10 protein-coding genes are annotated in these 14,283 nt (G+C 52.8%); all 10 read right to left on the bottom strand.

Features of this window, described 5'->3' with window-relative positions:
• Positions 1-49 precede the first annotated feature (49 nt).
• The 10 genes from IEY24_RS08400 to IEY24_RS08355 all read right to left on the bottom strand — a co-directional run bounded on the left by IEY24_RS08400 (position 50) and on the right by IEY24_RS08355 (position 14,270).
• Positions 50-1,621 carry a M81 family metallopeptidase gene (locus IEY24_RS08400; protein WP_188930538.1) on the bottom strand — a complete coding sequence of 524 codons (1,572 nt, stop codon included), beginning with the start codon at positions 1,619-1,621 and terminating at the stop codon, positions 50-52.
• Between the two features lie 126 nt (positions 1,622-1,747).
• The gene (locus IEY24_RS08395; protein ID WP_188930536.1) at positions 1,748-3,055 is read right to left on the bottom strand and encodes a glycoside hydrolase family 99 protein; all 1,308 of its coding nucleotides are present in this window, start codon (positions 3,053-3,055) and stop codon (positions 1,748-1,750) included.
• 58 nt (positions 3,056-3,113) lie between these two features.
• Complete coding sequence (locus IEY24_RS08390) at positions 3,114-3,803, bottom strand: DUF3823 domain-containing protein (protein WP_188930534.1); 690 nt, start codon at positions 3,801-3,803, stop codon at positions 3,114-3,116.
• Positions 3,804-3,912: 109 nt separating this feature from the next.
• A complete protein-coding gene (locus IEY24_RS08385) occupies positions 3,913-5,808 on the bottom strand; it encodes a RagB/SusD family nutrient uptake outer membrane protein (protein ID WP_188930532.1) in 1,896 nt (631 codons plus the stop codon).
• A 12-nt stretch (positions 5,809-5,820) separates the two neighbouring features.
• Positions 5,821-8,964 (bottom strand): SusC/RagA family TonB-linked outer membrane protein, encoded by a 3,144-nt coding sequence (locus IEY24_RS08380; RefSeq protein WP_188930530.1) that lies wholly within the window; start codon positions 8,962-8,964, stop codon positions 5,821-5,823.
• Positions 8,965-9,190: 226 nt separating this feature from the next.
• Complete coding sequence (locus tag IEY24_RS08375; protein ID WP_188930528.1) at positions 9,191-9,454, bottom strand: hypothetical protein; 264 nt, start codon at positions 9,452-9,454, stop codon at positions 9,191-9,193.
• Positions 9,455-9,495: 41 nt separating this feature from the next.
• Positions 9,496-10,134, bottom strand: coding sequence for a hypothetical protein (locus IEY24_RS08370; RefSeq protein WP_188930526.1), 639 nt, complete (start codon positions 10,132-10,134; stop codon positions 9,496-9,498).
• A gap of 50 nt (positions 10,135-10,184) precedes the next feature.
• Complete coding sequence (locus IEY24_RS08365) at positions 10,185-12,425, bottom strand: TonB-dependent receptor (protein WP_188930524.1); 2,241 nt, start codon at positions 12,423-12,425, stop codon at positions 10,185-10,187.
• Positions 12,426-12,531: 106 nt separating this feature from the next.
• The gene (locus IEY24_RS08360) at positions 12,532-13,251 is read right to left on the bottom strand and encodes a LytR/AlgR family response regulator transcription factor (RefSeq protein WP_188930522.1); all 720 of its coding nucleotides are present in this window, start codon (positions 13,249-13,251) and stop codon (positions 12,532-12,534) included.
• Entirely contained in the window at positions 13,248-14,270 is a 1,023-nt protein-coding gene (locus IEY24_RS08355) for a sensor histidine kinase (RefSeq protein ID WP_188930520.1), read from the bottom strand. The genes IEY24_RS08360 and IEY24_RS08355 overlap by 4 nt, the downstream gene beginning before the upstream one ends.
• Positions 14,271-14,283: the final 13 nt, after the last annotated feature.

Genomic DNA, 14,283 nt, shown 5'->3' with positions numbered 1-14,283 from the left:
CGGCGGCTGTCCATTTACAGGAACAGCCGCCGAGGCTTTTTAGATAACCTCAAATGGTGTCTGACGAAGGTACCAGCCTGGCCTTTAAATCAGGCTCTTTCATATCCTTGTCTAGGGGGAACATCGGGCGTTTAATGCGTTTGTAAGGCAACCGCTCCAAATCTTGGTCCACGCCGCCGGGCGTGAGCGATAAAATCCAGTCGGCGCGCATATTGTAGAGCTCGGGTTCGAGGTAGCCGATTTTTACGACTACGATATCCGATTTGCGCGGGTTCAGGCCAAGCCTGGTAAAATCGGCTTCCTTGTGGTACGGTTTCCGTTTTTTGGTTACGATCACAAGTACGCTGCCTACTTTCACCACCACCTCGGTTTCGGCATTGACATCGCCGTGATGGATCGCCTCCACCTTACCGACCAGATGGATCGGTGGCGCAAAACGGGCATCCACTTTCGCGCCCGCATATGCATCGATTTTACCGCCGACGCCCGCTTTCACAGCGGCTTCTACCAGTTCGGGGCCGGGAATGGATGCATAAATGAGCGATGGGCCGTTTTCCGCTTTGAATTCAGGACGTTTTAGGATTTCGGTGATTGTCCAAGTAACGTCACCCGCACCGCCTGCGGTAGGGTTGTCGCCCGAATCGCTGATAAAGAACGGATGCCTGTCACTTGCGAGGGCCTTGTTCAATGCGCCCTTGAGGTCGTCGGTAGGTGCCACGAATGCGAATTCTTTACGCACATCCCAGAAGCCCTTCGCAAGCATTTCAGCGCTTTCCGTCACTTTGGTCTTATCGTCGCCGGTGACCATCACCACGGCATGGTTACGCGGCTCGTCTGCCCAGGCGTAGCCTACCCACATGGCCGCGTCGATCACACCCGGCTGCGCCGAAGCGGGCGCTACCTTGGCGTACAGCGACTTTCCGGGCTCAATACGGGTACTCGTTTTTTCGCCTGGAAGCAGGATCGGCACGGGTATCCACGCCTTGTAAGCCGGCTTGCCTTTCCCACTTTCGAGGCGGGAGAGCAGGTTCGCGACGGCTCGACGTTTGGATTCCATAGCATCCTCGTGAGGCGCCATCCGGTAGCAGGTGATCAGGTCGGTATGCTGCGCCAGGCGCCACGACACATTGCCGTGCAAGTCCATACAAGTCGAAATGAGTACTTTCTTGCCAACTACCTCGCGGATGCGTGTGATGAGGTCGCCTTCGGGATCGTCGAGCCCTTCGACACTCATCGCGCCGTGAATATCGAAATATAGCCCGTCGTAGGGGCCATTCTTTTTCAACAATTCGAGCGTCTGCTTCACCAGCGATTCATATGCGGCGCGCGTCACCATCCCGCCCGGCAGCGATTTGCCGACAAGCGCCGGCAGCCATTCAGCGCGTTTGCGCAAGCTGGAATCCGCCGCCATAAAAGGGTAGGAGGTAAATATCTGGTCGCCATATTTGGCCTTAAACGCAGGTTCTTCCGTTCGCGCCGGTGAAAACGTGCTCGACTCGATACCAAGCCCGGCAATGGCAATGCGCGGAAGCGCTTTGGATTTTTTTTCTCCATCTGCAAAACACAGCATTTGTGCTCCGGCCAAAAGGAAAGAAATGATCAGGGAAAGTGTAATTTTCATATATTTTGTTTTAACAAATGTGCCTAGGGGCTCTATTTTGTTTAAACATAATGAAAAATGACGGAATCGGATGAAACGGAGAATTTATGTAAGTGCCGCTTGCATAAATTCTCCGTCGAAACTCAATTACTTATGAGCCGGTTTCGTGACTCCATAACCAGTTTTTCCATGAAACCAATTCGCACCCTGCCCCACGAGCCACAGATAGTAGTCCGAAGGCAGATCGGTTTCAATACCCACAAATTTCCCATCCGCATTTAACGGCGTATCGCCTTCTTTCCTGGTTTTGAAAATGGCGGTGCCTTCGTCGACTTCGTCGAACATGGCGACGTACAGTGCCTCGGCTCCCGACATTTTTGCGCCGGCGATCTGTTGCCAGAGGAACTCGCCTCTATTGCGTGGAATCTGGTTGTAGAGTGATTTGTCGTTTTTGAGGTTACCCCAGCTGAACCCCGGGAAAACCAACGGCGCATAGTCGATCTTGTTCGTTTTGCACCAGGCAATATCGGCTGGCAAGTTCGGACCGGCTACATTCAGGTAGGTAGAAGCATTGTAGCGGCCGACGGCCCAGGGCATGATGATGTCGGCTTGTTTGATGACCGTATGCAGCAGCGGTGAATTTTCGGTATCACGACCGAGTTCACGCCAGTAGTACGGCACGCCGAGCAGGATCGAGGCCTTTTTAGTCGGGCCTTTTACCTCTTCCATCAGTTTTTGAATGTCCGCAATGGTGTATTTGCGGCCGTCGTTGAAACCCACTCCCCAGATGGCGAGCAACGGGCGGCCGTTATGCCGCAGGTAGGTGGGATTTTCCTGTCCGTCGAAAAGTTTGAACTGCTGTTGGAGTTCTTCCCAGTCCTTCGCGATGAAATCCATATCTGCCGAGGTGGAGCCGCTGAGGTCGTACATGATGCTGATTGCCCGGCCGTATTTTTTAGCGGCTTTCAATGCATTGGCCAGCACTTTGTTGAAATGCCGCTTGCCGCTTTCTCCCTTTACTTCCGACACAAACCTCTGCATGTATACGCCGTCGATACCGTGCTCTTTCATCCAGTTGAAATGCAGGTCCACACTCTCCTCGTCGTAAGGACTGTACACTTTGGCCGGTTCGCCGTTGGCGTATTTGAATGCGGTATTATAGGTTTTGGAATATTCCGTTACATCAGGCCAGAAGTCGATCGAAGCGAAGCCTGGCTCGAACTTGCCGGCTTTCTGATAATGATGCCAGCCACGGCCCGCACCATCGCCTTCGGCCGTGAACCAACCCTGGTAACCCGCCATGACCAGGCCTTTGTAACTTTTGAAAAGGGAATGCGATTCGTCGTATTTAACCTCTTCGACGGGTTTAGGGTCGTCATTCGCAGGGGTATCATCGCTGCCTTTGCAACTGACTGAAACGATGGAAAGGAAGAACAGGAGTTTGAATAAGTTCATAGATGTCAAATTAGGTACGTAAAAGGGAGGTTTTCAGCGGGCCGCTACGCGGCCTTTTTTACAATGCAACCCTTACCGCTTTGGCATAATTAAACTTCGACTCAGGCGCATCGATAATCCCCCCCGCACGGAAGAAATATTGATTACCCGCCTTCAATACATTGCTGTTAGAGGGAATATCGATTTCCAGCTGGTACACCTTATTCGGGTCGATCGCGCCGTTGATTTCCTGCTCCGCCAGCGCCACGCGCATAGGCTCGCCCACGGACGGTTCCGGGTGCGCATACAAGCCGATCTTTCTGACATTATTCATCACGGTTTGCTGCAATTTGAATTTGGCGATGACTTTTGTTCCTACCTTTTCAATGCTGGCTTCCTTCACGCGAATGTAAGGCTGAACCTTGAAATCCAGGTTTGTTTCGCCTTTGACGGTTACTTCCTGTGCCGCCACTGGCACGAAGTTCCCGCGTACGGGCGTGATCGTGTACGTGTTCGCGAAGATCAGGTTATTGCGGTAGGTGCCGTCGTTTTTAATGATCATCGTCTGCTTGGTCTGCGAGGCGTAACCATGTTCGATGTATTCGATGGTGCTGCCCCGGATGATGTCCTGCTCCACAGGCTCATTGGTTTCGGCGTCCAGAAAAGTACCGTACAATTGCGAATCGGGCGCCGGGTAATTATCGACGCCGCATCCCACTACGCCAAAAAGCAGAAGCAGGGCGGAAGTATAGGTGATTATTTGTTTCATTGTTTAAATGGGGTTTTTGCTTTAAGCTGTATGCTGTAAGCTTTAAGCTTTTGGCTTTTTTCGTACACAAGCGTGAGCATATAGCCTATTGCTTAAAGCTTACAGCCTGTTAATACTGCGGATTCTGAACCAGACCGTTCGCCCCGATGCCCGGGATGGAGCGGTAATACTGGCGGTAATCGAATGTGGACGGGTTGCTGCGTGGCACATTGACGCGCACGAAAATATACTTTGCAGGCGTAACGCGCAGGTCGAGGATAGGCAGCAATGCATGGCGCATCGTGTTGTTGAACACCGTGTGGTACTCACGACGGCGGATCAGGTCCCAGAAACGCTTGTTCTCGAACGCGAGCTCGACCCTTCTTTCGCGGATCACATTGGTGATCGTGAGTTGAATTTCGGTCTTATGGCCGGCCCTGCGACGAATGTCATTCAATGCTCTCGCGCCCTTTACTTTGTCGCCCGTGCCGCTTTCAGCGATCGCCTCGGCATAATTTAGCAGGATTTCGGCATAGCGGAAATCGGCGAAATCGGTCACGCATTGGTTCCAGCCCGGCGCAATATTCAATCCCTCATTCAAAAACTTCTTGAAACTCACGCCGGTGCGGGTATTATTACCACCCCAGGTATCGAAGCCGGAGTATTTCGTTCGATCGGATGCGCCATAGGTGTAGTAAGTCGTGCCACCATGCGTGAACGGGTCGCCCCCCATGATCTGCGTTGATCCGTCGGGTTTGATGAAACCAGCCTGGATCACGATCTTCTGGCCTTTCCAGCTCGTGCCGGGCAGGATCATCGTCGCCCACATGCGCGCGTCTTTTCCTTTGAAAATATCGTTTTCGCTATCAAACCTTTTGTATTGTTTGGACGCATTGAAACCTGTATAATCGGTCAGGTCGTTCGTGGTGGCTGAGGTGGCTAGCGGAGCGCTTTCGCCGGGCTTGTCGTAGCTTTCGTAGACGTCCATCAGTTCGAGCGTCGGGTTCATGCGGCCCGGGTGCGGCCAACCGTTGGCGGTCTGGTTGGGCTGGTACCAGATGCCGTAGTTGTGGCCGGTACCGGAGCCGGGTCTGGCATAACCCTTGATGAAAATCACCTCTTCCGGCGCATTGTTGGGATCTTCGAAAAGCAGCCGGTAGTTGTTGGCAGCTTCCTCGGGCGTAGTAGGCGAGGGTTTGTATAAATTAAATTTACCCGAACTAATTATCGCTTCCGAAGCGTCTATGGCTGCTTTGTAAAACTCTGCCGCAGCTGCTTTGTCCAATCCGACCAGCTTCTGGTCCACGGCTGTTCCGGAGATCGGGGCGCGGTCTGCGTATTTGGCCAGGGAGGCTGCATGCAATGCCGCGCGTGATTTCAGGGCATAGGCTACCCATTTGGTCGCGCGGCGCTCACCGGCCGGCCACGAGTCGCCAAGGTTGCCGATAGCCGTATCGCATTCTTTCAGTACAAAATCCCAGGTTTCCTTTTCGGTGCTGCGGGGTACTTTCAGGGCTTCCACGTCGCCGTCGTACTTCTGTACCGAGGTGATGAGCGGAACGCCGCCGTAGCGCTTCACCAGCGCGAAATAGGCATAGGCGCGGATGAATGAACTTTCTCCGATCAATGCTTTGCGCTCGTCGTCGGTAATGTCGAGGGTAGGGATAATGTCGATCAGGATATTTACGTCGCGGATGAGCTTATAGCCCTGGTCCCACCATTGAAAATCACCATCTCCAATAAAATCACCGAACTCGGTATGCACGGCCTCGTCGGTCGACATGGCCGGCGCGAACCCGCCGTTGTTCGGGTCGCCGGTGTTCCAGTTGAAGCCCTGCCGGAAGAATGTGAAATCCTCGATCGGCAGCTGGTAGTAGAGGTTGGCCATATATAGTTTCACGCCCTCGGGGTTGGAGAACAGGTTCTCTCCCTGCAACTTATCGAGCGGCTGTTTGTCGAGTACATCGCCGCAGCTCATCGCCACGAGCACTAACAACAGCGTTAGGGTCTTTTTTAAATAGCTCATTATCAAGTAATATTAAAATTTGAGATTGATCCCGAAGTTGTAGCTTCTCGTCACCGGGTAGGTAAGCCCCGCTCCGAACAACCCTTCCACTTTCTCAGGATCGAAAGGCTTCACGAACGAATCGGCCCAGGTGAAGATGTTATGCGCATTGCCATACACCCGCACATCGTTGATCCCGATCTTTTTCAACCAGGGCAAATTGAATGTATAGCCCAGCTGCGCGCTCTTGAAACGCAGGTAGGAAGCATCCTTCCGCCACGCACCGCTTTCGGCGTACATCGCACCCACATTGTAATTGAAGCGGGAAGCAGGCCATTCGCCGGGGATCCACTGGCCGTCGGGCGACTGGTGCCATCTGTCATAGAAATACTCGGGCGTGTTGCCGCGGAATGCGAAGACTTCTGCATACACCTCCCGGAAGCGCACGCTGTACTTGCCCGATCCCTGGAACAATGCCGTGAAATCGAAACCTTTCCACGAAGCATTCAAAGTCACACCATAATACATTTTAGGATCGCCGCCGAAGAACAACGGTATCGCGTCGTTGCCATCGATAATGCCGTTGCCGTCCACATCCTTGTACTTGAAATCACCGGGAAGCTCCCGGGTATTGCCGAGGTCGCCGTTCTGGATGGGCGCATAAATGACTTCATCCTTGCTCTGGAACTGGCCTTCGAGCTGGTAAGCCCATACCACGTCGTTCCAGCGGTTGGTTGCGCCGCCGCGCCATTTGTCCATGCTGCTCAGGAACTCGCCGCGCTCCACATAGCGGTTCTGCGTGCGGGCGAAGTTGAAGTTACCCGAAATGCCGTATTTGAAATCACGGATCTGACCATTGTAAGCAGCCGAAAATTCAATGCCTCGTACGCGGTCGCTATTCAGGTTTTCCTCGGGCAATGTGCCTCCGAATGTATTGGGCAGCGAAACATTCCTGCGCGCGAGCAGGCCTTTACGGTCGCGCTGGTAAATGTCGAAAGTTACATCGATTTTGTTATCCCAAAGACCGAGGTCGATACCAATGTCCTGGATGTTCGACTTGAACCAGGTCAGCTTTTCGTTCACGATCGCCGGGGAGGCCGCGCCGGTAGTGTAGTTGCCGTTGGTAAACTCATACCCGCCACCACCGGTGAGCGAGAAGCCGGGTACATATTGGAATGGCGCACCGGCATCGGCACCCACGAGGCCATACGAACCCCTCAGTTTCAGATTTGAAATGATGGGAATGCGTTTCAAAAATGCTTCCTCCGAAACCCGCCAACCTGCAGAAACTACGGGAAACAAACCCCAGCGGCGGTCGGGATGGTAGCGGTATGAACCATCATAGCGCGCAGCGATTTCAAGCAGGTATTTTTCCTTGAAATCATAATTCAATCGGCCTACATACGACTGGCTCGCATATTCCGACTCCGAGCCGCTGGTAGTCTGGTTGTTCAGTCCCGCCTGGTCGATCTGGTCGTTGGTAAAGAATGCATATTCGCGGCCGAGACCCGCCCAGCGGTTGTGCGATTCCTGCTGCTCGTACACCAGCGTCGCGCCGAGGTTATGGTTTTTGGCGATTACCGTATTATAAAACAGCTGCCCCTGGAAGGTAATGCGGTTGTTATCCGTGAAGTTGTTGCCGATCCGCGACGGGTTACGTTGCGCATGCGCGGTGTATTTGTCGGTCGCTGCGTCGTAGGTATAAAGGTTATAAGCCTTCGAAACCGATTTGGCGCGGTAGTTATTGCTGTCGTAAGCGACCAAACCCTTGATACGCAATCCCGGAACGAATGGGACAGTGTAGGTTAATGCAAATGTCGACTGGAAGAACTTATTCACCTCCTGCGAGTAGCCGGTCAGACTCCTGTCGGCCAGCGCCACCGGGTTGTAGCCGCCGCTGAGTAATGCGGGGTATTTCGGGTTGTCGTTGGCATAGGGGCGCTCGGTAGGCAATGCAATGCGGGTTCCTTTATAGATGTTAAAAAAGTTATCACCCGGCTGCTCCCGTCTATCGAACAGCCCCGAGAGGATTAGGTCCGCTTTCAGGTTTTTGGTTAGATCAATGCCAATATTCGAGCGGAAGGTGTACTTCTGGTAACCCATGTCGCCGCTTTTGAGCAAACCGTTTTCCTTTTGGTAACCAAAACTGGTGAAGTAGTTCACCACGCCTTCTCCGCCGGATGCGGAAATGAAATGCTGCTGCTGGCCCGCCGATTTGTTCAAAGTTTCCTTATACCAATCTGTGCCCTGGTAACCCGGCGCACCGCTGCGGAATTTCTCGATTTCCTCGGGAGAGAACACCGGGTTTTCGCCCAGGTTCTTCGCCGCGTCGTTACGCATTTCGGCCCATTGCAATGCGCTCGTCATTTTGGGGACATCGGTCGGGCTTTGGCGGCCGTATACCATATTGTAGCTGAACTGTGGCTTACCTTGCTTGCCCTTTTTCGTGGTGACGATCACCACACCATTCCCCGCACGGATACCGAAAATCGCCGCCGAAGCATCTTTCAGCACCGAAATGCTTTCGATGTCGTCCGGATTGATCTTCTGGAACTCATACCCGCCATCGCGCGCCACACCGTCGACCACATACAACGGCTCTCCAAAGCCGCGTATATTGATGTTCGTGCTGAAAGAACCGGGTTCGCCAGAGTTCTGGCGGATCTGCACACCGGCCACTTTGCCTTGCAGGCTTTGCGCCAGGCTCGTGTGCGTCGTAGTTTTGATCTGCTCCGAAACGATGTTCGAAATAGCGCCGGTGAGCGTCTGCTTGCGCTGGGTACCGTAGCCGACTACGACCACTTCTTGTAACTCGTCCGTACTGAGTTCGAGTTGAACATCAAAGTTTGTCCGGCCACCGACAGCTATTTCCTGCCTTTTGTAACCCAAAAAACTCGCAATAATAACCGAGCCCGATTTGGGAACGGAGAGCGAAAATTTTCCATTGGCATCAGTGGTGGTACCTTTCGTGGTGCCTTGCAACACAATGCTCGCGCCGGGAATGGCGTCGCTTTTCTCGTCCTTCACTTCGCCGCTAATGAGTGTTTCATCCGCGGCCGATTGTGCCAATGCGCCTGCCTGTACGAGCAGCATTACACATAATGCAATGCACCCGCGCCAGAGCGCCGTCCGGGCGCGGTGCCTGCACAGGGGTTTTGATAGAAGTTGTTTGTTCATACCGTAGGGTTAAGTTCCTGTTCGTTTAAATGCATGAAAAGCGGTCGGCCGAACCGTGGGGTCAAAGTAATCGGGGGCTAATTAAGAAATGGTTAACAAACCATTAATGGGGCGCTTAATCCGGCTGTTTTTTACATTATCCCGGTAAAATATTGGGGGATTTTGGGGTAGGGCAATAAAAAACGCCCTGCGGTGAGGCAGGGCGCTAAGGTTCCAATGGGATTGTCTATGGTTTTGTTTCCACCGTCGCGGGATGGTCGTCGCAATGTTCCCAATGCGCGTGGTGGCGAGCGTACCCTCCGCGGAACGACCCGGCACGAAAAGCAAAGATGTTCATCATGATAAATGCGAAGATGACCGCGATTGCTGCGACACGTGCGGCGATCGTGAGACCGCGGCGTTGGGAGAACGGTCCATAAATGTAGCCGATGATGAAAACCATACAGGCCACAAAAAGAATGCGTGCGAAAATCAATAATCCGAAAAACATGGTCTTTAAAGTTTAAGTGAAACAATGATGAAGTATGATAGCTACCGGAGCAGCGTCTCGCTTTCGGCTTTGCCCCAATGCGGCATTACGCTGAATGTAGTTGCCGGGAGTTTCTGAATGGCTTTTCCGGCGAGTTCTTTGGCCAAATCCTTGTCGCCGCCCCACAATTTGGGCGTGTAGTACTTCGTCCAGGCTTCGAGGTAAATGGCGCGCGGGTTTTCGGCGTCCAGCTTTTGGGCTTTCTTTAAAAACTGGTCGGAAAGAGGCCCGAATTGCCTGCCCATGGTCATCGGGCTGATGAAAACCTTGGTGCGGTAAATCATCGCCTGCACGACATAAATTTCCGCTAATGCCTTGCTGTCGCCCTTCGCTAGCGACTCGCTTCGCTTGATCTGCGCCTCGCCCCGGACGCTGTAAGGCTCGATCTTTTCGCCGTCGTCTTGCAGAAGAAAACCAATTTTGGCATTACAAAAAGCGGCGTAGTAGTACGGTAGCCATTCGGTTTTCTGGGTATTGGCGAGCTGGACGAGCGTTTTTTCGAGGCCCTGGAAGTCGCTGACCGATTTGGCCTGATCCAGTTTTTTTATGGAAACTTCTAACTCGGCCTTGTAATCCCCGTTTTGAGCAAATGTGAATGCAGCGGTGCAAATGAGCAGGATGGTGGTGATGGGCGTTTTCATGATGTTTGTTAGTTGACAATGAATGATTGGTAATGGATAATTGAATGGTATCAAGGATTTTGGTCGAGGAGGTCTTCGGTGCGGTCGATGCCGAGGCTCATGAACACGCCCACGAAGTAGAAGCGTGTGGCGGGTAGGGTAATGGGGGTTTTGAAACTGCCGTCGTACGCGTAGTTGTAGCCAAACACCTGTTTTGTGCCGAGAATATTGTTGGCGCCGAATGCGAACCCCGAATAATCCCTGAATTTCGATTTCTTGAAAAAAGACATCATTTTCGATACGTGCAGGTTAAGGACATTGTAAGCGCGGGCGGTGCCTGAATCGTAGATGCGCGTACCGGCGTCGTCTCCTGCGCGAATATCATAGTACGGTCGCCCGGCCGCGCAGGAGTACGAGACATTGACATTGGTGCTGATTTCCTGGAAAAACCGCTTGATTGCGATCGTGAATGTATGCGGGCTTGTGAACGACGGCCTGATGCGCTCGGGATAATCCAGGTAGTTGCGCTTCGTATCGAGGTAAGTGTAAGTCAGCCAATAGTCCAGGTTGCGAACGGTCTTTTTATCCCGCCAGAAAAGCTCCAATCCGCGCGCATAGCCGTCGCCTCCGAGGCGAATTCCGGGCAACGTCTTTACCAGGTCGTTGTATTTTTTATAATAAACCTCCGTCCTGAAAAACCGGTTATTGGCCTTTTTAGAATAGTTCAGCACATAGTGCTCCGCCCGTGAAAAGCCAAGTTGCCGATTTTGAAAAAGATACCTGTTTTCGGGTTTTTGATAAAAAATGCCGTAGGCCAGGTTCAGCTGACTGCCCGCGCCAAGCCGATAACCCAGGCTCGCGCGCGGAGCGAGTACCGCTTTGCGCAAGAGGCTCGAATACTCCCACCGCAAGCCTGGCCGGAATGCGACATGCCCGCCGATATGAATATCAGTTTCAACAAAAGCAGCCGATAGTTGATCGCGAAGCAGGTTTTGGGCACCATTATAGGTTTGGGTATCATCGAAATAAAACGTCTCCCCTCCGAACCGCAATGACTGGTTGCGCTCAAAGTGGCGCGTGAGTACCGCACGTCCCTGCGCGAAATGCGAATTGCGGGTTGCGTCGCTGTTTTTGGCTGAAAATGGGGCATTGGGGATGGTTACGGGCTCGTTGTTGATGTTGAGCAGGCGGTTATGGATGGTGTTTTGGTCAAATGTGTACGCAATGCCTGCGTCAAGGCGCCAGTCGGTCCCGAGGTCTGTCCGGTAGCTTGCGGTTCCATAAATATTCGGGTTCTTGATCCTGAAATCGGAGCGGAGCGACGCGCTGTCGGTATCGGGGTTACGCATACCGATGTTGCTTTCGGCATAGGCTACATACGCTTTCAACATTCCGCTTTTACCGGTTTTGAAGCGGGCATTCGCATTAACGCTGCGGTACTCAGGCCCGCGGTAATAATCGGGACGCTGCGGTACGACTTTGTTATACAAACCCTGATTACTGTAAGCGACGCCTCCTCCGTAACTGTTCCGGCCCGATTTGGACAAATGCTGGAAACCGGCCCCGAGGTTTGAAGGAAACACGCTGAAATTGGCGGAGCTTTTTTCGGGCAGATCGATGCTTTCCAGGATCAATGCGCTGCTCATAGCCTGGCCGTACAATGCCGAATAGCCGCCGGTGTTGAACAGTACGCCTTTGAACAAAAACAGGTTAATGCGGGCCGGCTGCATGATGCCCGGCACGGAGGCGTAGTTGGGGTTTTTCATGAGTGTGCCGTCGACGAACATCCGGGTTTCCTCATTGGTACCACCGCGCACAAACAGCCCCTCGCGTTCGCCGACCTGCTGCGCGCCCGGGAGCGACCGCAATGCATTGGAAATGTCGCCGCCATTGCCGGCCACTGTGTATGCGTCGATGGGCGTGAGCGAAGCACCTTTGGCTTTGTCGCTGGCTTCGAAGCTGCCGGCACTGATGGTCACCGCTTCGAGGGTATTGGCTGTGTCGTCGAGGGTAATAGACAGCCTAACAGAACTGTCGGCGAGGGTTATCGGCTGCTGCTGCGTTTTGAAACCGAGTGAGGAGATGATTAATGTCTGTTTGCCACGCAAGGTAGTTTCGAAGCCGAACACGCCAAGCGAATCTGCCACTGCGCCCGATTGCGAGCCTTTAATGCGGATGTGGGCACCGGGGATAGCGTCACCAAGCGGACCGGCCACTTCTCCGGTGATGCGGGTCTGGGCCCGGGCGGAGAGCGCGAAGAGCAGGCTGCCCGCCATTAGGATGAGTCTGGATGTAAATGCATTGGAAATCATGGCTTTGTTTGTTTTTTGACCAAAGCTATGGTATGCCCCCATGCATTTCAGGGAGAGTAGACGCCGCCGCTAATGCCTGCGACGAAACGGTAAAATCCTGCGACGACTATTCGGCCGAAATGTTCAGGATCTTTCGAAGGTTGTCTTTGTAGTGCTCGCTAACCGGAATTTCCGCAGCGCCGATCATGACAAAATCTCGCTTAACGACGGTGATTTTTTGGGTAGCTGCCAGGTACGATTTGTGGGTACGGACGAAGGCCGGCTCAGGGAGTTTTTCTTCCAGTGCTTTGAAAGTCATGCGGGTAATGACGGGCTTGGCGGCCGACGAAAGATGGATTTTAACATAATCCTTCAACCCCTCGACCCAAGCCACATCAGCCGCTACTATTTTGACCAGCGAGTATTCGACATTCACAAAGAAATCGGGCAATGCGGTTGGCGTCGAAGTGGCGACCGGCGTTTTTTGTCTGAGTTGAAACAATTCGAGGGCCCGGTTACAGGCTTTCATAAATCGCTCCATACTCACCGGTTTGAGCAAATAATCGACCACATTCAGTTCGAAGCCTTCCAGTGCATATTTGTCATAAGCCGTTACCAGGATCACCAAAGGAGGGTCCGGGAGGCTTTTCAGAAACTGTAATCCGCTGAGGCGCGGCATTTGAATATCCAGAAAAAGCAGGTCTATCGGTTCAGTTTGGAGTATTTCAATGGCTTCCATGGCATTACGAGCCGTTTTGACCAGCGTCAGGTACGGAACTTGCCGGATATTATCTACCAGCAGGTCCAGCACCAATTTTTCGTCATCGACGGCCAGGCATCGCATCATCGTAAATTCAGGTTAAATATGATCCGAAACACGGTGCCTTCATCACCGACAACAAGGCTATGGTTTCCGGGATAGATCAGTCTGAGGCGTGTCCTCACATTTTCGAGCCCAATGCCCGAATTGCCGTCCTTGTCATTAAACGGATCAGGATCGTAGGTGTTTTCGAGGGATAACGTGAGTTTGCCGCCGGCCGCTTCAAGGCGGACATTAATAAAGGGATCTTCAAGCCCTGTTGCACCATATTTAAATGCATTCTCCACGAAAGGTATCAACAGCATCGGTTCGATGAGCAACCCGGCGGTTTCATGATCCAACCGGATTTGAACATCAATGCGAACCGAGTCAGAAAAACGCAGTTTTTGCAACTCGATGTAATTTTTCAGATAATCCGCTTCCTGCTCCAAGGTTACCCGGGTGGCTTGCGATTCGTACGTCATGTAACGCATGAGATCCGATAGGCGTAGTAAGGCGTCTTCCAGCAGGTCTGACTTTTGCCGGGCCAGTGCCACCATGCTTGTAAGTACGTTGAAGAGGAAATGCGGATTTATCTGCGACCGCAGGAATTTCAGCTCGGCCGCTACCTGCTGTGCCTCATATTCTTTCCGTGCCCGTTCTTTCCGGATTCCGTCGCTGACCCGCCGGTAAACCAGACTAGCGGCGAAAACCAATACCGATGGGCCAAATATCAAGCCGGCCGAGTTTTTGAGAACGACCTCGGGAAACAATTGGGCGACGAGCTGGTATTTGAGTGGGAAAGAAGCCATAACCAACACCATCGAGCATGGGATATACAGCCACCAGCGCCAGCCATGCGCGAGTTTGGGATAGAGGTAAAAAGCATTGAAATAGAAGATCCCTGCGTGGATTGTCCCTGCAAGCATAAAGTAAGCGGCCGGCAGCCCGCCGATTCTGTAACCTTCGTCAGCCGACGATACCAGGTAGGGCAGGAGCAGGACAGTTGCCCATATGCTGATATGGATCGCAATCTCCCGTTTCTGCTGCGTTTTCAAGGATGCCATTCGAAGTGTAAAA

The organism is Dyadobacter endophyticus, assembly GCF_014641595.1.
Lineage (GTDB): Bacteria > Bacteroidota > Bacteroidia > Cytophagales > Spirosomataceae > Dyadobacter > Dyadobacter endophyticus.
This window is presented reverse-complemented; position numbering and strand designations above follow the sequence as displayed.